10 protein-coding genes and 1 pseudogene are annotated in these 18,885 nt (G+C 46.3%); 6 read left to right on the forward strand and 5 right to left on the reverse strand.

Going from position 1 to position 18,885, the window contains the following annotated elements:
• From QUA57_RS06065 to QUA57_RS06080, 4 genes and pseudogenes are all read right to left on the reverse strand, one after another.
• Positions 1 to 939, reverse strand: a pseudogene (locus QUA57_RS06065) (hypothetical protein); the annotation flags it as partial.
• Positions 940 to 1,212: 273 nt separating this feature from the next.
• Positions 1,213 to 2,484 (reverse strand): FAD-dependent hydroxylase, encoded by a 1,272-nt coding sequence (locus QUA57_RS06070; RefSeq protein WP_333060482.1) that lies wholly within the window; start codon positions 2,482 to 2,484, stop codon positions 1,213 to 1,215.
• A 197-nt stretch (positions 2,485 to 2,681) separates the two neighbouring features.
• Positions 2,682 to 6,188 (reverse strand): PAS domain S-box protein, encoded by a 3,507-nt coding sequence (locus QUA57_RS06075; RefSeq protein WP_333060481.1) that lies wholly within the window; start codon positions 6,186 to 6,188, stop codon positions 2,682 to 2,684.
• 581 nt (positions 6,189 to 6,769) lie between these two features.
• Positions 6,770 to 7,939 carry a serine/threonine-protein kinase gene (locus QUA57_RS06080; RefSeq protein WP_333250989.1) on the reverse strand — a complete coding sequence of 390 codons (1,170 nt, stop codon included), beginning with the start codon at positions 7,937 to 7,939 and terminating at the stop codon, positions 6,770 to 6,772.
• Positions 7,940 to 8,200: 261 nt separating this feature from the next.
• Here QUA57_RS06080 and QUA57_RS06085 point away from each other — a divergent pair, with 261 nt between their 5' ends.
• Both QUA57_RS06085 and QUA57_RS06090 read left to right on the forward strand, forming a co-directional pair.
• Positions 8,201 to 11,974, forward strand: a complete 3,774-nt coding sequence (locus tag QUA57_RS06085; RefSeq protein WP_333060479.1) for an FG-GAP-like repeat-containing protein — start codon at positions 8,201 to 8,203, stop codon at positions 11,972 to 11,974.
• 182 nt (positions 11,975 to 12,156) lie between these two features.
• On the forward strand, positions 12,157 to 13,857 hold the full coding sequence (locus QUA57_RS06090) for a S8 family serine peptidase (protein WP_333060478.1): 1,701 nt from the start codon (positions 12,157 to 12,159) through the stop codon (positions 13,855 to 13,857).
• An 80-nt stretch (positions 13,858 to 13,937) separates the two neighbouring features.
• On the opposite strand, the gene QUA57_RS06095 is transcribed toward QUA57_RS06090, so the two are convergent.
• The gene (locus tag QUA57_RS06095) at positions 13,938 to 14,606 is read right to left on the reverse strand and encodes a glycosyl hydrolase 108 family protein (RefSeq protein WP_333042135.1); all 669 of its coding nucleotides are present in this window, start codon (positions 14,604 to 14,606) and stop codon (positions 13,938 to 13,940) included.
• Positions 14,607 to 14,705: 99 nt separating this feature from the next.
• Between QUA57_RS06095 and QUA57_RS06100 the strand changes: the two genes are divergently transcribed.
• The 4 genes from QUA57_RS06100 to QUA57_RS06115 all read left to right on the forward strand — a co-directional run bounded on the left by QUA57_RS06100 (position 14,706) and on the right by QUA57_RS06115 (position 18,818).
• A complete protein-coding gene (locus QUA57_RS06100) occupies positions 14,706 to 16,895 on the forward strand; it encodes a tetratricopeptide repeat protein (protein ID WP_333060477.1) in 2,190 nt (729 codons plus the stop codon).
• A gap of 175 nt (positions 16,896 to 17,070) precedes the next feature.
• On the forward strand, positions 17,071 to 17,667 hold the full coding sequence (locus tag QUA57_RS06105) for a tRNA isopentenyl-2-thiomethyl-A-37 hydroxylase MiaE (protein WP_333060476.1): 597 nt from the start codon (positions 17,071 to 17,073) through the stop codon (positions 17,665 to 17,667).
• 91 nt (positions 17,668 to 17,758) lie between these two features.
• On the forward strand, positions 17,759 to 18,253 hold the full coding sequence (locus tag QUA57_RS06110) for a GNAT family N-acetyltransferase (protein WP_333060475.1): 495 nt from the start codon (positions 17,759 to 17,761) through the stop codon (positions 18,251 to 18,253).
• Between the two features lie 22 nt (positions 18,254 to 18,275).
• The gene (locus tag QUA57_RS06115) at positions 18,276 to 18,818 is read left to right on the forward strand and encodes an MAPEG family protein (protein WP_333060474.1); all 543 of its coding nucleotides are present in this window, start codon (positions 18,276 to 18,278) and stop codon (positions 18,816 to 18,818) included.
• Positions 18,819 to 18,885 lie beyond the last annotated feature (67 nt).

The following is an 18,885-nucleotide window of genomic DNA, read 5'->3' on the forward strand; positions in this document are numbered from 1 at the left end:
GATCGCCAGTTCGATATTCTCTGCTTTCTCTCCGCTGATTCTGTCACTGTAGGCTGCTGCCAGATTATTTTTCGTCGCCGCCCATTTTTCGGGAAAGGCATCGCTGGTGTAGACGGTTGATGCATCAGTGTAAGATGCGATCGCCAGTTCGATATTCTCTGCTTTCTCTCCGCTGATTCTGTCACTGTAGGCTGCTGCCAGATTATTTTTCGTCGTTGCCCAATTTTCGGGAAAGGCATCGCTGGTGTAGACGGTTAATGCAGCAGTGCAAGATGCGATCGCCAGTTCGATATTCTCTGCTTTCTCTCCCCTGATTCTGTCACTGTAGGCTGTTGCCAGATTATTTTGCATCCCTGCCCAGTTTTCGCTTCCGGGTTCCCAATTACTTAAAAGTATTTGATAACCGGTAATGGCAATTTCAAGATTATTCGCTCTTTTCCCTAGCGGAAAGTCACTAATATGAATACTCAAGTTTCCAATGAGGCCGAGAATAGATTCAATTGCTTCGGGATGTTTGGCAATAAAATTCTGGGTAACTTGCTGTAAAATCTCGGCAAAACGGTCATTGAGGAGATGTTGCCGCTCGGTCAGCATCTCCTCAATTACTCTAATATCGCTGTTGCTATCTTGTTCTGCTTGCAATAAGTCTCGGATCAACTCTAAATACTCTTGGGGATTTTCAGATTCAGAGTGATCGCTATCTCCATCATCGTTCATCCCCAAGAATTGCCCTAGCTGACTGGCCAAATTTCGTAAATAATTAGCCTGATTTTCCTGTCCTTCCTCTGCCAAGTTTTCTGCTACTACCTCGCAAACTTGCAGAAACCCCGCATCTACCAATTCTAAGTTAGCCTGTAAAATCTGCGGTTCCTCACCGTTGGGGCAATTCAGGAGTGCTTGAATCAATTGCCGATAAGCTTGGGCGCGGGTTTCTTCCATTGTGGGGAGTTGTCAGTAACACCTATGTTTATTTTACCATGATTCGATGAGTGGCCAGAAACCGGGTTTTTTCGAGAATATTTGGTTACAGGCGAAGAGATGGGAAAAAACCCGGTTTCTAAAGATTGTGAACGCAGATGTCGGGGGATCTACGCGCTATGGACGCAGATGAATTTAGTCGATAGGGGCGGGTTTATGAGATTGTTGGTTTTTGGCAATTATTGTGAGTAAAAACCGCCCCTACTGGATAAATGGTAAAAAACCGGGTTTCTTCTAATTTTGCGCTAATTCTGGCGGCCGGCCCATTAAACCGGTCATCAAGCGCAAGGCTAAAAACCTCACTGGCGGAATTGTCCGCAAACACCACAATCCGAAGCGGCGAAATGCTACAATTGGCAGCCAAGTATTGGAAAATAATCTGTCTAGAAAATCGGTAAATCCTAAGACGATTAAATTCTCTTTTTTGCGCCAGTTGTGATACCGTTTCAATACTCGCAAATCGCCGATATCTTCGCCTTTTTGGTGCGCTTGCTGCAAGATTTGGGCGATCGCCCCTGCGTCTCGAATACCCATATTCAATCCCTGGCCGCCGACGGGATGGCAGCAGTGGGCGGCGTCGCCAATTAGTGCTAATCTGGGCAAAACGTAGCGATCGCTCTGCATTAACTGCACGGGAAACAAAAAGCGATCGCTCTCCAATTCCAAACGCCCCAAAAGCCCGCCCGTGCGCTGTTCCAACAAAGTCAAAAACTCTGTTTCATCCATTTGTTGCAAAGCTTTAGCTTCCGCGTGGGGTGCTGTCCAAACTACTTGACAGCGGTTCCCCGGTAATGGTAAGACTCCCATCGGGCCGCTCGGCCAAAAGCGCTCAAAAGCGATATCGTTGTGCGGTTTTTCTGCTTTAATAGTGATAGCAACGCAGGATTGCCAGTATTTCCAGCCGCGAGTGCTGATGTTGGCTTCGGTGCGGATGCGCGATCGCGAACCGTCGGCGGCGACTAATAATTTGCTGCGAATTGTGCGAGTTTCGCCGTTTTGTTTGACTTCTATTTCGGCGCAATCGGTTAAATATTTTACCTCCACTACTTCCGCCGGACAAACCCAACTAAAATTCGGGTTTTTTGCCAAAGATTCTTGCAAAGCTGACAGCATGACTCGGTGCTCGCCAACGTAACCTAAAGCTGCTTTTGGTACGGGCAATTTGCCAGTATTTCCCAAATCCGGGCGGTGGAATTCGACTACACCGGGATAGTCGCCGTCGCAGAGGCTAATTTGCTCGAAGGTGGTGATTTGCGGCAAGATTTGCTGCCACACGCCGATACCTTCTAAGATCATTCCTGATAGCAGCGTGATTGCATAGGCTTGTTTTTTGGCTGCGGCGGCTGCGGGGAGTTGGGTTTCAATTATTGCTATTTTTAAGCCGGAATCTTTTAAGGCGCTGGCTAAGGTGGCCCCGACTATGCCGCCTCCGACGATGGCTATGTCAAAGTCAAGTGTCGGTGTTTGCGTGGAGGCTGCGGTTGGAGAAAGTTGGTTTACAGGCATTTTCAAGGGATTTTGTCAAAGTTAATTGGATTGTTACTTTGTTATTGTAAAGAATTATTTCGATTTAGGGCGATCGAGCGACGGAGACGGGAGATGGGGAGACGGGGAGACGTTGAGAAATTTATGATTAATGACAACCATCAACGATCGACTGCCCACTATCGACTGCCAATAGTCAACTGTCAACTGTCAACTGTCTAATGACTAATGACCATTTCCTTTGTGTTTTCGGCAGCCAGCGCTGATACTTCCTGGCAAATGGGAATTTCGATGACAAACTCTGCACCTTCCCCGGGCGTGGAAATACACTGCAATTTGCCTCGGTGTTTTTCAACTATAATCTGATAGCTGATTGACAGTCCCAAGCCTGTGCCTTTGCCGACGGGTTTAGTAGTAAAAAAGGGGTCGAATAACTTGTGAATAACTTCTTGATTGATTCCCATCCCGTTGTCGGCAATGCGAATTGTTACTGTGTCTGAATTCGCACTGGTGCTAATCCGAATTCGGTTGTGGCGAGAATATATTTCTTCTGAAGAATGACTGCTGTTGTAGTCTTCGAGGGCGTCTAGCGCATTTCCTAAAAGATTCATAAATACTTGATTGAGCTGACCTACATAGCACTCAACTTTTGGGAAGTTGCCGTAGTCTTTGATAATCTCAATAGCGGGACGAAGTACATTAGCTTTGATTCGGTGCTGCAAAATTAGCAACGTGCTTTCAATGCCTTCGTGAATGTCTACTCGCTTCATTTGCGATTCGTCGAGTCTGGAAAAGTTGCGTAAGGATACAACTAAGTCGCGGATGCGATCGGCTCCTACTTTCATTGATTCCAAAATCTTCGTAAAGTCATCCATTAAGTAATCGACTTCAATATCTTCGGCTGCTTCTACAATTTCCGGGACTGGATTTGGGTATTTTTCCTGGTAAAGATGGAGCAAACCGAGCAAGTCTGTGGCGTATTGGCTGGCGTGGGTGATGTTGCCGTAAATGAAGTTAATCGGATTGTTAATTTCGTGGGCGACGCCGGCGACTAGCTGCCCGAGAGAAGAGATTTTTTCGGTTTGAATTAGTTGAGTTTGTGCTTGGTGCAACTCGTGGACAGCTTTTTCGAGCTCGGCTGCTTGCGATCGATACTGTCCCTCGGACTGCTTGAGGGCTTCCAAAACTTGGACGCGATCGCTAATATCGGTGTGAGTTCCCACCCACTCCCGAATGCTGCCGTCGGCTGCTAAAACTGGAACTCCGCGCACCCAGAAGTGTCTGTAGCTACCGTCTGCTGCCCGCAAACGGTGCTCGACTTCGTAGAGACTTTTGGCTTCTACTGCGCGCATCCAAGCTTGCGCCGTGATCGGGCGATCGTCTGGGTGAATTGCCGAAACCCAGTTGTCTGTAGCTTCCTCCAAACTTTGACCTGTATATGCCATCCAGTCGATCGGCGCGATCGGCTTTCCCTGGGCGTCTCTCATCCATACCAGTTGCGCGGTGGCCCTTGCGAGCGATCGATATCTTTCCTCGCTCAGGCGCACAAATTCTTCGGCTTGTCGGCTGGCTGTCACATCGCGCAAAATAGCTGTGAATATGATTTCGCCTGCCACTTCGAGTTTGGAAATAGAAGCTTCGGCGGGAAATTCCGTACCGTCTCGGCGACGGGCAAAAATTTCTTTGCGGTTGCCCATTTTTCGGGCTTGTTTAACACCCCCGCCGAAATTACTGACGAGGTGGCTGTGAGGGGCGACAAAAGCTTCGGGCAACAGGATGCTCAGGGATTGCCCGATCGCCTCAGCAGCCGTCCACCCAAAAATCGTTTCTGCACCTTGGTTGAACAGGATAATTTTTTGCTCAGCATCCACCGAAATAATCGCGTCGTCGGCAATTTCTACAATGCCGGCGAAACGAGCTTGAGACAGTTGCAGGGCTTGTTCAGCTTGTTTGCGATCGCTGATGTCGCGGGCGATAGTCGAAATGTATGTGAGTTTGTCGTCCGGTGCGGAGTGGGAGATGAGGACTTGGCTGACGGGAATTTCGAGTCCCGATGTTGACAGGAAGGTTGTTTCTCCGCTCCAAACGCCCCCGGAAACAGCGGTGGCGATCGCTTGATTCAAATTGCTGCGGGCTGAGGCTGGCGTGAATTCTGCAACTTGTAGGTTGGATATATCTTCGTTTTCGTCTATACCCACCATTTTTCTGCCTGCTTTGTTGATGTAAATGGCGCGTCCTTCGAGGTTGCAGATACCTACAAAATCCGGGGTTGCTTCCAGAATTGCTGCCAGACTTCTGTTGGCGATTTCGGCTTTTTTGCTTTCAGTAATATCCCGCGCGATGGTAACTATACCGCTAATATTTCCTAGTCCGTCCCGGTAAGCACTTTTTGTAGAAAGAAATGTCCGCAAATTTCCTTTGACTGGCAGGTCTTCTTCGATCGCTTGTGTTCTCCCCGTTGTCATAATTGGGCGATCGGTTTTTTTTATTTTGTCTGCAATTTCCGGGTGAAATAATTCGCTGTCATCTCTGCCGGTAATGTCGTCTACAGACTTGCCAATTATACTGGCTCCCGCAGCATTGAGCATCAGGTAACGGCCCTGAATATCTTTGACAAATAGGGCTGCTGGCGTGCTATTGATGACGGCAAGCAACAGGTTGTAGTTTTTTTGAAGTGCCTGCTTGGTTGTTTTAGTGTCGAAAATTTGCTCCTGCAATTGCTCATTAGCTAGTTGCAGTTGGAGAGTCCGTTTCTCAACTTGAGTTTCTAAGTCTGATTTAGCTTTCCTAATGCCCAGTTCCGCTCGATAGCGCTTCCGGTCTGCGGTGCAAAGAGTTTTGGCATTCTGCCAAATCAGAATTGTAAAAATAATCACGTTCAATACGCTCAACAGCGATATCCCTACCTCCGGCGTGTAGGCTTGTAACCGCTCTCCAGATAGGATGAAATAACCGACTAAAGGCGGGATAATGATTGCCCGTGGCAACAAGCGCCTCGCCATGATGCCGCCCGCGCGATCGCTGGTCATTACTGCTATCAATCCTCTGCCTGGACTGGCAAATAAAATGCCGAAGCTCAGCAAAATAAATCCTGCGGAAGTGTGCAAAGCCATTCCTGTATAATTGCCAATTTGGTAAAATAAAGCTTTGTCGTAGAAATAGCCTATCAAACCCATAAATGCAATTAAAAATGCTGAACAGCTTAAGATTTGAATCCGCAGGTATTTAGGCCGACGTTCTGACAGCAGCAGCAGCGCTGTTCCCAGCAATAAAAAAGCACCAGCAGTATTCGGCGCCATGCGTCCTGGTGTGCCGGGGATTGTCACGGTATAACTTTCTTTAAATACCAGTTGGTCGATGCCTAAGTCTAAATTAAAGCTATATTGAACTAGGGTTAATAGGCTAATTAATATAATTAAAAATGATGGCAATAAAATTAATTTTTTGTATTTTTTGTGATACTTTTTTGCTGTTAATTTGGCGTGCCGGATCTGTTGGATGAATAGAGAAAACCCGCCCAAAATAAAGCAGACCGCAGTATTGGCTTTCATGGTCACGAGTCCGGGCAGAATGCTTTTTAACATTTGCAGATCGAATATCCAACCCAAAATGACTGTACAGCCGATCGCCATTACTGCAATACTCGCTTTTTTGGCAAAAGACTGGACGGCAGCCATTCGGGTTGAGGGCGTTTGCCGTTGTTGTGCTCGTTCAAAAACTTCCAATTTCTCGATCCCTCTAATTATTGGGTTTCTACGTATCTAAGGTAACAATAAACACTCTAGTGATATTGTTGCCCGCTATACAAAGCTGCTTAAAATTTTCTCCAAGCTCTTAAGCATAAAATATCAATTATATTATCTAACTTTAGATAGATAGTCAACATAAGCTTGAAGGATCTTATGTAGAAGGCTTTCGGCAGAATTTAACAATTTTTATTGTTTGTAAGTTAAAACAAAAAATTACTTGTTGCTTGTTGCTTGTTGCTTGTGCCTTAAGCCGTGAGCCTTGTTGCTTAAGGCTTCAGCCTTCTTCCTTGGAAATTAGGACCCGATCACGCGGCAAGACCGAGTGTTTTTACTCAGTACATCGAGGCGTAATAGTAGCGGATTAGTCGATCGGCAACAAGATCGCTCGCATTGTAAACCGGTTGCTGTGGCTGTGGGAAATGCGATCGGCAGAACAGATAAGACTCGGCGGTTGAAACCGCTACTGCACAAAAAAAGTCCCAGCAGAGAGGGACTAAAGAGGGGAGATTAAAGTCGGGTTTGGTAACTGTCAACTGTCAACTGTCAACCGACAACAGTCAACTAACTCCCAAATTTTGAAGTGCTTGCAAAGCTTCGGTTGCTGAGGGGTAACGCTGGGGGAAAGCGTAGAGCACCATCTTGTCTAAAACGCGAGCCAACTCCGGGGTGACAGTTGCATTTTTCTGCCAGATGAGATTGCCTAAATTATCAACTCTGAGTTGTTTCGGGCGCATTCCTGTCAAGGCTTGAATCCCGATGAGCCCGACAGCATAGATGTCGCTGCAAAATTTCGGTGAACCGATGGCTTGTTCGGGGGGAATGTAGTCTTGCTGAGTACCGCCGCGCGATTTCGTTTGACCGATGCTGTTTTGTGAAGTGTTGATTTCTTTAACTGCCCCAAAGTCAATTAATACAATCTTGCCATCTGATGTCCGCCTGATTAAGTTTTGAGGGTGAACGTCGCGGTGAATTACATCTTGTTTGTGAACAAATACAAGCACTTCCAAAACATCTGTCAACAAAGCAATAACCATATCTTCTTCCCAGGGTTGACCTTCGATTAGTTCTTGATACAAGGGTTGCCCTTCGATGAATTGATAGACTAAATAAAAATATCCATCTTCTTCAAAGCGAGCTAACAATTCTGGTATCCGATCGTGTTGGCCCAATCGATATAAAACGCGCGTTTCTCGATCGAATAGGTGGCTGCTTCTCTCAGACTGGTTTTTCAGGCGCTTGACGAGGCACAAAGGTCGATCGGGCAAATTTTCATCTTCAGCCAGATAGGTATCGCTGTACTCGGTGCTGACCAAATGTTCTCTAATTCGGTAACGCATCCGCAGCAGCTTTTGCAACATGGGATCGACAGAATTAGCTGGTTGTGTGCCTTTTTGTACAGCTCTCATGATGCAGTCCCAAAGATTTGCTCCGACGACTCTTTCTTCTTGTCCAATAATTTCTGCTTGCTTCAGTATCTTGGTGAGATCTTTCCACAAGTTGTAGCCGACATACCGCCCCAGGTAGCCCACTGTGTACCCACGGGCGATCGGATCGTTTTGCTGAATTTCTTGATAGGTCAAACCCCCTACAACGCCGCGAATTATCGACTGTTGCAACCGACTTAGGTGTTTTTCCGTTTGTTCGTATACCAGATTGTCCAAAAACAATATTGCTTCTTCTACTGTCATAGCTTCATATTTTAAGTGATTTGTACAGGAGCCACGCATTTTTATATCCCTAGATTTCTGTTATATATGATTTCTCTTAAATTTGCTAGATTGTCTACTTATTGAAATATATTTTTACCAATATGACTTTTATGACTTTATGTTATGAATTTTATGAATTGACGTTTTAAGTAGTTACTGGTACTATCTCAAAGACAACTTTTAACTAGAGAGTACATTGCCAAATTAGGGTCTCGCAGATTCGACTTTACAACTCCAAACATCAGAAACGAGTGTTGTCAATTAATAGGTAAATTAATCATGTCTATCTTCAGTACCGCAACCAACTTCCCTGTCGGCGAAGGGCCGAGTGACGTTGTTGTAGCAGATTTTAACAAAGACGGTAAGCCAGATCTCGCCACAGCCAATCAAGGAACTAACAACATCTCGATTCTGTTGGGGACAGGCACTGGCAGCTTTGGCACTGCCAACAACTTTAACATCAGCTTTACGCCCATAAGTCTGGCATTAGGGGACTTTAACAGCGACGGCAACCTCGACATAGCTTCTGTAAAGACGGACAGCGCAGATGTAGGTCAAGTAGCCATCCTGTTGGGAAATGGCACAGGTAGCTTTGGCACTCCCACGAGCTTTGATACGGGGGAAGCTGATGGGAAGTCAGAGTATGGCCTTGGTGTTGGTGCGGGTGACTTTAACAGCGACGGCAAGCTAGATTTAGTTACGATAGGCAATAACAATCTATCGATCCTGTTAGGAACTGGTACAGGCAGCTTTGGGGCTCCTACTAACCTTAATGTTAATGGGTCGAATTCGCGGTTTTTCGCCGTGGAAGACTTTAATGCTGACGGCAAGCTCGACTTAGCTTTCATAGACTCTTCTGATAATGTATCGATCCTGTTGGGGACAGGGACAGGCAGCTTTGGGACTCCTACTAAATTTAAGGCGGGGAACGATCCGATCGGGCTCGCCACAGGGGACTTCAATGGGGATAACAAGCCAGATTTAGCTGTAACAAACATCGGCGAATCTAAAAACGTATCAATCCTGTTGGGGACAGGGAAAGGCAGCTTTGGGGATCCCACTAACTTTAATGCGGGGGACTTTCCCAATAGTGTTGCTGTTGGGGACTTTAACAGCGATAACAAATCAGACTTAGCTGTGACGAGCAATGGTATCTCCATTTTGTTGGGAAATGGTACGGGCAGTTTTGGTGCGCCCGCCAACTTTTCGGCTGGGGAAGATCCCTTTGTCATTGCTGTTGGGGACTTTAATGCTGACGGCAAGACAGACTTAACTACGACAAACGATACTGAAGAATCTAGCTACGTCTCGGTTTTGCTCAACAAAAACGATGATGTAGCGGATGGTAGCGGCAATGAGGACAATGATACGGCTGGTGTTTCTGTTAGTCTTACCGAAACGGAAGTTACAGAAGGCGGCGCGAATGGCAGTTACCAGCTCAAATTAAAGTCGCAGCCAACAGCCCCCGTTACCATCACTCTCACAACCAATAATCAGATTCAGCGGATCGCCCCTGTGACTTTCACTCCAAATAATTGGAATGTTGCTCAAACCGTTACGGTAAAAGCTGTTGACGATACAGTTGCCCAAGGTACAGACAGCGCTAATATTACTCACACTGCAACCAGCACTGATGCTAAGTATAACGAAATTTCGGTGCCAGGGGTGATAGTGGCGATCGACGATAACGACACTACGCCGACACCGACGCCGACACCGACGCCAACGCCAACGCCGACACCAGTCACGCCGACGCCAACGCCGACGCCAACGCCAGTGACGCCGACACCAGTGACGCCGACACCAACGCCGACGCCAGTGACGCCGACACCAACGCCGACGCCAACGCCAGTGACGCCGACGCCAACGCCGACGCCAGTGACGCCGACGCCAACGCCAGTGACGCCGACACCAGTCACGCCGACACCAACGCCGACGCCAGAGACACCAACGCCGACGCCAGAGACACCAACGCCGACGCCAGTGACGCCGACACCAGTGACGCCAGTGACGCCGACACCAGTGACGCCAGAGACGCCGACACCAGTGACGCCAGAGACGCCGACACCAGTGACGCCAGAGACGCCGACACCAGTGACGCCAGTGACGCCGACACTAGGGACGCCCCCACTGATACTTGCAACTCCAGACATTATTATTAATCCACCAGCGGGATTAGTCACTTCAGAAACAGGTGGCACAGACCAATTCACTGTCAAACTCAACAGCCCACCTACTGCTGATGTGAGTATTAATTTTAGTACCGATAGTGTGGGAGAAGGAGTAATTTACAGGCCAACTGTTACCTTCAATTCTACTAATTGGAATCTATGGCAGATCGTGAGGGTAAGAGGCGTTGATGATAGTGTATGGGATGGAGATCAAAATTACAGTATTATTGCCGACCCTGCTGTTAGCGCCGATCCCAATTACTCCGGGTTAAATACATCAATTATTTACGTTACCAATACTGACGATGACGATCCTCTTCTTCAGACGACCGTTTCTAGTATGAGCGACGGCTTTGTTATTGATGGTTACATCTCCGGTGCAACCATCTTCCTAGATGCTAACAAAAATGGCATTAAAGATAGTAACGAACCATCAACTACTACTGACTTTAACGGTGCATATCAGCTCGATATTCCCTTGGAGACTTTCGACAAAAATAAAAATGGGAAAATCGATGCAGATGAAGGCAATTTAGTTGCTTTTGGTGGGACGGATACTGCGACAGGTTTGCCGCTGGAAATGCCTGTTTCTGCACCTGCGGATGCTAATGTTGTCACTTTGTTAACCAGTTTGGTAACTGATTTGATGGCTGGGGGAATGACGCAGAGTGAAGCCGAGTCAAAAGTTAAATCTACTCTGTCTATTCCTGCGGGAGTTGACTTGAGCGACTTAGATCCGATCGCCTCTACAGCCAAAAATGAACCGGGCGGCGTTGAAAGTCTAGTCGCCATGACAAAAGTCCACAACGTCATTATCCAAACCAGCAGCCTCATAGACGGTGCATCTACGGCTGATAATGCTGCGATCGTCAAAGCTGTTGTCGGGGCAATTAACAGTAAAATTAAATCCGGTGGTTCCCTGGATTTGAGCGATGCGGCACAGGTAGAAAGCATTATCGAGCAATCTGTTGCCAAGGTCAAAGAAATTGACACCAATCTCAACACTGAAAAACTTTCCCAAATTGCCCCGGAAGCGGCGAAGGTAATGGCTGAGGCTAATCAACGCACGGATAATGTTAAATCTAACTTTTTGCCTGAGTTTATTCCCTCGGAAATTGCTAAAGTCCAAAAGGTGACATTAGGTGAAAGTTCGATCGCCCTCGAAGAAGCGGCCGCTGGCACAAAACCAATCGCACAGGTAGTTTCCGAAAATACTGGCGAATTTTTAACTGCCAAAATTCAAGGAACTCCAGCACCGGCTCAACCCGCTGTTCCAGTTGTGCAAGGTGATGTGGAAGTTGTCAATACTTCTCCTGAAATTCTCGGCGCTGAGGGCAAAAATCTTGTCGGTACTGATGATAGCGATACTTTAATCGGCGACAGCGGTAACGATTTTATCAGTGCCAGAAAAGCTAGCGATTCCCTCGATGGTGGCGGCGGCAATGACACGATTTACGGTGGGCGGGGACTCGATACGCTGACAGGTGGCAGTGGTGATGATATCCTATTTGGAGGCCGCGGTGCTGACAGTTTGGACGGCGGTATCGGCAATGACAGTTTGTACGGTGGCAAGGGAGAGGATACTTTGCTTGGCGGTTTGGGAGATGATTTTCTCAGCGGCGAAAATGGCAACGATTTTCTGATTGGAGGTAGCGGGAGCGATCGCTTTTTGTTAACTTCAAGTATCGGCTCGGATACGGTGGTTGATTTTGAGGTGGGTATCGATAAATTTGCCCTCGATAACAGTTTGACTTTCCAGCAGTTAGAAATTAGTCAAACTGCGGAAGGAACAGTGCTGAAAGTTATATCCACCGATCGAGTTTTGGCAACTGTGACTGGGTTGAATAGTTCGATTACTGCATCGGATTTTGTGTTGCTTTAGATTTACCTCCAGCGTAGGGGCAATCCTGTGGTTGCCCTCCTAAAGTTCTTCAGTGGGAATCAGCGGCAGCAATTTGTATTTTATTCAAGCAGAACCCGAAGTTACAGATGTCAATAATAAGGACTAAAGTGTTGACCACAAAAAACTTCACATTTTTTGAAAGTTACCATTTTTTTTAATTTATGTTAGACATCAAGACGAATCCTACCGATCATCGCCTTTCTTGCCTTCAACAGCCAAAGGATATCGCCACATCAGCATTTCCGGTTAACAACGACTTGCTCAACCGAGCGATCGAGCCATTCAAGGTTTCTAGTTATAGTGCTGAATCTAGCTTTCCTAATCTCCCAGCATTCAGCACCGACCCACAGACACAAACTGCGAATTTTCTTGTACCTAATGCCAGCCCTGACTTCAATGAGTCTGTGAGCGATGCTCAACTCAAACCGCAGTCACAGTCAGCGAGCCCAAACACAGATCCCCTAATAGGAACGATATCTGCCTATCAGTTGAATTTCGCCGATTCAGATAACTCTCTTTTTACAGCTCGTAATGTTGTTGGCGTTCAGAACGGTAGCATCAGCTTAACTGAGTTCGTGGGGACAGGCGATCCCGATGATTTCTACCGATTCGATATCAACACTAATAGCAATTTTAGCTTGCGTCTCGACGGTTTGACGGCGGATGCTGACGTAGACCTAATTCAAGATATAAACGGCAACGGTGTAGTGGAAGATGGTGAATTAATTGGCTACTCTCTTGAGAGTGACACCATCCCGGATGTGATTAATTTATCCAACCTGCCTCCAGGGACCTACTATGTCCGAGTCTCTAGCTTCCTAGGCGACTCTACCAATTACAACCTGACTCTTTCTGCAACACCTGTTCCTGTCTTGCCCGATATTCCTACACCTAACGGTGTTTTTAATGGCAATTACGGCTACGGTTTAGTCAATGCAAATGCAGCAGTTACCCGCACCCTAAACCGCTCAACTCTCTTCTATGATGTTCCTAATTTGAGCGATAATAATTGGGGGGTAGACACTATAAATGCGCCCGATGTTTGGGAGCAGAACATTACAGGAAATGGGATTGTTGTAGCTGTCATCGATACTGGTGTTGACTACAACCATAGCGACTTGGATAGTAATATTTGGGATAACGCTGATGAAATTGCGGAAAATGGCATCGATGACGATCGCAACGGATTTATTGATGATATTCGGGGTTGGGATTTTGTGTATAATGACAACTACCCAATCGATCTAGATCCCGATGGTCACGGCACTCACGTAGCAGGTTTGATCGCCGCGGAACGAAATGATTTTGGCATCACAGGAGTTGCCTACAATGCCAAGATTATGCCTGTCAGAGTGTTGCCCGTCTTTGGTGGCGGCGAGGTGAATAATGTTGCTGCTGGAATCCGCTATGCTACTGATAATGGAGCAAATGTAATTAACCTCAGCTTGGGAAATGAGTTTTACCCTTCCAAACTGGTGAATGACGCAATTGAGTATGCAAATAACAAAGGCTCTGTTGTGGTGATAGCAGCAGGAAATTTGGGTTTTAGCCAACCAGCTTATCCAGCTCGTAATGCCGATCGCTGGGGAATTGCCGTGGGCAGTATTGATATAAACGGCAGGATGGCTGACACCTCGAACGCTGCGGGTTCCACACCTTTGGATTACCTAGTTGCTCCGGGAGTAGACATCTATTCTACAACTCCCTATGACTACTATGCCACCCTAACTGGCACGTCTTTTGCAACGCCACAGGTAGCGGGTGTAGCGGCTTTAGTTTTGAATGCCAATCCGACTTTAACTCCGGCTCAAGTGGAGCACATTTTGACGACAACAGCTAATCCAAATGGGTTGACTGTATAGCATCTATCGGGTCAATGAGACAGGGGTGTAAACCCCTGTCGTGGGACTACTACAGTTTTGAGAAAATGAATCAGCCCTGCTTAATTCTTAATCTTATTCACATACCCCCACAAACTGTAATCGCGACTCAGCCAACCCCGGAAAAAAGCCATCTGAGTCGGATCTTCTTGCACCCTTTTGTAGCGGTAAATAATTCGTTCGTTAATCATTTGCAGCGCGGTATTTCTGTTATTTGCCCCTTTCAGCGCTTCCTTGGTGCGGGCATCAAAAACTCCAGTTTGCGGCAATCCTAATGCTTGCTGGAGAAAGGTAATTGAGTTATTAATACCGAAATTAACGGCGGTGTCAAACATGACGATCGCCAAAGCCGGCTGCATCGTGCCCGAGAGGCTCGAATCCCAGTAATATTTATAAATTTCTAGGAGCTCTGCTTCCGACATCTGCGTCACATCGAGGGGCGGAAGCCCACGACTGTAGCGGTAGGCGTTGTATTCCGTTTGCAAAACGCCCCGATAAGTTCTGCCGCCCTTATCTGCGGGGTGATTGCTGAATCCACCCTCAAAATATAGGGTGAAATAAAGAGCCGTTTGAAATAATTTCTGCCGAAAGCTGGCTGTCTGCTGCTGCTGTGCGAAAGTCTTTTGGGCAAAGGGTAAGGGGATTGCTAAGGTTAACAAGAGTATCCCCAGCAGGAGGTTTGGTTTCCACTTGATGTTATGTTGGCGCTGTGTCGTTTGCTTGTCGCTCATAAATTCTCTGTGACGATCGCCCGTAATTCCGCTAAAACTGCTACTCTGCAAAATAATATAGATTCAACCTTTAACTTGATAGCACAGATAGGCCGCCAAATGAATTCCGATTTTCCCAACCAATCCGAAACACCCCAATTTGAAGATGCTGCATCGCTGACAGTCGTTGCAGAAACCTATTACTCTCAAGGCAATTTAGCAGCAGCCGTCGCTGCTTGTCGCCGAGCTCTGGAATTGCAACCGGATTGGGCGGCGGCTTACGTGACAATGGGCAATGTGCAGCAAGCAAGCGGCCAAATTGAGGAAGCGATGCGGTTTTATTCTGAGGCGATCGCTCTGAATCCCGATTTTGCTGAGGCTTATGCTAATTTGGGCAGTATGCTGTACAAACAAGGGCATTTGGTGGAGGCTATTGTCAATTACGAAAAGGCGATCGAACTTAAACCAAATTTGGCTGCTGCTTACTGGAATTTGGCAGGGGCACTGAAGCAGCAGGGGCAGCAGGATGCAGCGGTAGCATACGAGCAAAAAGCTCTCGAACTCAATCCCCACCTTGCTCAGGTAGATTTTCACTTAAATTTAGGAGATAAATTAGCGCAGCAAGGGAAGTTAGATGAGGCGGTGGCTGCATGGAAGCAGGCGATCGCTTTTAAACCTGATTTAGCCGAAGCATACTGTCAAATTGGCCGAGTTTTGCGCCACCAGGGTCAATTTAAAGACGCAATACCCAACCTTCAAAAAGCCCTAGAAATTAAACCCGATTTTATTTCGGCCCACCAACATTTGTGCGGCATCCTCAGAGATACTAGCGATTTAGCTGCCGCGCGGCAAGCCGTGCACCAATACAGCCAAATGTGTGCCGAAACCGATCCAATTATGACCGCGATTTACTTCATCAGCACCTATCAAGTGTCGGGATTAAATCAAATTGCGGGCGATCGATTTTTAGAGCTAGAGTCATACTTGCAGCAAAACTTAGAAACCGCTAGCCCGGTGGAAATTAAATCGCTTTATGCAAACTTGTTATTCAGCACGCCCTATTTGCGAGATGACTTGGCGGCCAACTCAAAACTTTACAGATTAATTTCCCAAAAGTATATCGACCAATGTATTAAACCTAATTTTTCTCAACCCGCAAATTACAGTTTCAAACCAAGTGCCCCATCCAGCAAGTTAAAAATCGGCTTTTTGTCCAATCACTTCAGCCGCCATTCTGTAGGTTGGTGCAGCGCTGACATCATTCGCGAATTGTCCGACATCACACCCAATGTGTATTTGTACGCTTCCGAAAGAATTATTCCTGACGATCGCACTCAGCAATTTGAAAGTTGGGGCAAACTGACTTTTCCGACAACCTACCCGAACGGACTTGCCAATTCCGCAGAAATTATCGACAAAATTCAGCAAGATGAATTGGACGTTTTAGTTGATTTAGATTCTCTCAGCGTACCAGTTCACGCTGACATTCTCTACCAAAAACCCGCACCAGTTTGTGTTTCTTGGCTGGGATTTGACGCCCCTTACATATCGCCGGAAAATTACTTTCTTACAGACTGGCACTCGCACCCAGCAGAACGGGAAAAATATTATGACGAGCAGCTAATTAGGATGCCTAATTCCTTTGTAGCAGTGTCCGGTTTTCAGAGATATGGAGTCGATCCCGTTGCATTGAGAAGGTCGCACCGGATCGGCTTAGATCAGATAGTTTACCTCTGCGTCGCTCCCGGCAGAAAATTCAATAGCGAGTTGGTAAAAGCACAAATTGCGATTCTCAAACAAGTGCCAAACAGTATTTTAATTCACAAAGCTTTAGGCGATGCTGCGGTGTTTGAGGCTGCATATCACCAAGCTTGCGAAGCTGAGAAAGTGAGCAAGCACCGAATTAAGTTTTTGCCAAGGTTTGCTACTGAGGAAGAACACAGAACTATCTATTTGCTGGCCGATGTTTTGTTAGATTCTTATCCTTACAACGGAGGAACTCACACTTTAGAGGCTTTGTGGTTTAATTTGCCAGTGGTGACTCGCACAGGAGAGCAATTTTTGTCGAGAATGGGTTATTCGTTTTTGCAGACTTTGGGAATTGAAACAGGTGTGGCTTTGTCTTGGTCGGAATATGTGGAAGTGGGTGTAAAATTGGGTAAAGATCGTGAATTGAGAAATGCAATTAAAGCACAGTTGGTGAAATCTAAAGATCCAGCAAATTTGTCGCCCCTGTGGAATGCGAAAAAGTTTGCGGGTGATATGTATGCGGTGTTGGAAAAATTGTGTAAAATCAATTTTGAAAAGTAGGGACACGGCATTGCCGTGTCCCTACAATTAATCGGGCGATGGTTACATTTTTCATCAAGGAAGATAGATTATTTTGGGGTAGGGAAACGGCAATGCCGTGTCCTCGGTTGCCTATTGTTCCGATGCCAAGGTCAACGATATCATTCCTCATCTCAAATCTCAAATTTAAAATGGTATGACTTCAACACTGCCAACTATTAAGTTTTTGAAACAGCCGACTTCGGAAGCTTGGGTGCAACAGGCGATCGCCCATTTGGATACCATCTTATTAGACCATTCTCACTGCGAACGGAAAGCAGCGGGAGTAGCGTTAAATTTAATGTTTCGCTACCCAGCAAGGGAAAAATTGGTGAGGATGCTAACGGCGATCGCCCGCGAAGAATTAGAGCATTTCGAGCAAGTCAACCAGCGGTTAGAAAAGCGCAGCATTGCTTTAGGCCCTTTGGCTGCACCTCCCTACGGTGCTGGTTTGTCCGCCCAAATTCGCAAGCAGGAACCGGAGAGACTTTTGGATTCTTTGTTGGTTTCTGGTTTGATAGAAGCCCGCAGTCACGAACGGTTGGGGGTGCTGGGCGATCGCTGTCCCGACGCGGAATTAGCTAAGTTTTACCGCAGTTTGATGGCTTCGGAGGCGCGCCATTACGGTGTATATTGGATTTTGGCAACAACTTATTTCGATCGGGATATTGTGATGCAGAGGTTGGAGGAATTATCATTAGTAGAGAGCGAGTTGCTGGCAAGTCTTCATCCCGAACCGAGAATTCACAGTTAAAATCTAGGTGCATTTAAAGACTGTAAAATACAAAAAACAACTAATTTTACAGTTGCTCAAGTCAAAAAATAAATATACGTTGCAACAACCCATGAAAACCCAACATCTGGATTTTTTAATTCGTTCCTGGGAAACGCGCGATCGCGCTGAGGCGTTCTATTTAATTAGGGATGTTTTAGCAGAGTACGGTTTAAAATGCGAACCTCACGGGGCCGATCGAGATGTCTATGATGTAGAACTACATTATCATAATCAAGGGGGCGAATTTTGGGTAGTTGAACGCCAGGGTAAAATAGTGGGTACGGCGGCTTACTATCCGATTGAGCGCGGAAATAATGCTGTGGAAATTCGCAAAATGTATATTTTGCCCGCAGCAAGAGGACAAGGTTTGGGGAAATTTTTACTGCAAGAATTGGAAAGTAAAATTATTGCTCGCGGCTTTGAGGAAATCTGGATAGAAACTGCCAGCATTCTCAAAGAAGCTGTGAAAATGTACGAAAATAGTGGATATCTACCGGCAACTGGTGTGGAGACGCCAAGGTGCGATCGGGTTTACGTAAAATCTCTAGGTATAAAAAAGCTATAATAAAGTTTGGTTTTTGTAAACAATGATTAATTTACCCAGCTTCAATCCACAACAGCAAATAGTTGTTTGGCGAGGCATTTATGCCTTAATTTTCTGCCTTACTTTTGTACTGATTGGTTATTTTTTGATAGCGCTGCCCCTACCCCTATTAAATACCCCAGAGTCGCGCCTAATTTTCAGCCTTCGCTGCCAAATTTTTCCGGTACTGATGTTATTTGCAGGCATAGTTGCAGTTGGTAATGGTAGATTTAGCAGCCCAGCCATCAACCCTTTAGCGAATGCCGAATCAGAAGCAATGCGGATTCATTTGCGTTATCTGAGCAACACTCTAGAGCAATTTGTGCTGTTTTTTGTAGGCAGTTTAATCCTTTCTACCTTTTTAGATACTTACAGCATCAAGCTGATTCCAATTTTGGCAACTTTGTTTGTTTTGGGAAGAATAGCGTTTTGGATAGGCTATCTCAAAGAGCCGATAGAACGAGCTTTTGGCCTGGGAGTTACTCTGTATCCTACTATTGCCGTACTAATTTATGATGCCTACCGCGTACTATTTTTCAATAGCTGAGGGATTTGAGATTTTTTGGAAATAAGACTTATGCTTTGATTAGTCCTGTGAAACCCTAAAACTATGA

The sequence above is a fragment of the Microcoleus sp. Pol7_B2 genome (assembly GCF_036701035.1).
In the GTDB taxonomy this organism is placed as follows: domain Bacteria; phylum Cyanobacteriota; class Cyanobacteriia; order Cyanobacteriales; family Microcoleaceae; genus Microcoleus.

Excerpts from the sequence above, each read along its gene's own strand:
- QUA57_RS06070 (WP_333060482.1), bottom strand. The coding sequence starts at position 2,484 with ATGCCTGTAAACCAACTTTCTCCAACCGCAGCCTCCACGCAAACACCG.
- QUA57_RS06080 (WP_333250989.1), bottom strand. The coding sequence starts at position 7,939 with ATGCGTGGCTCCTGTACAAATCACTTAAAATATGAAGCTATGACAGTA.
- QUA57_RS06085 (WP_333060479.1), top strand. The coding sequence starts at position 8,201 with ATGTCTATCTTCAGTACCGCAACCAACTTCCCTGTCGGCGAAGGGCCG.
- QUA57_RS06090 (WP_333060478.1), top strand. The coding sequence starts at position 12,157 with ATGTTAGACATCAAGACGAATCCTACCGATCATCGCCTTTCTTGCCTT.
- QUA57_RS06095 (WP_333042135.1), bottom strand. The coding sequence starts at position 14,606 with ATGAGCGACAAGCAAACGACACAGCGCCAACATAACATCAAGTGGAAA.
- QUA57_RS06100 (WP_333060477.1), top strand. The coding sequence starts at position 14,706 with ATGAATTCCGATTTTCCCAACCAATCCGAAACACCCCAATTTGAAGAT.
- QUA57_RS06105 (WP_333060476.1), top strand. The coding sequence starts at position 17,071 with ATGACTTCAACACTGCCAACTATTAAGTTTTTGAAACAGCCGACTTCG.
- QUA57_RS06110 (WP_333060475.1), top strand. The coding sequence starts at position 17,759 with ATGAAAACCCAACATCTGGATTTTTTAATTCGTTCCTGGGAAACGCGC.
- QUA57_RS06115 (WP_333060474.1), top strand. The coding sequence starts at position 18,276 with ATGATTAATTTACCCAGCTTCAATCCACAACAGCAAATAGTTGTTTGG.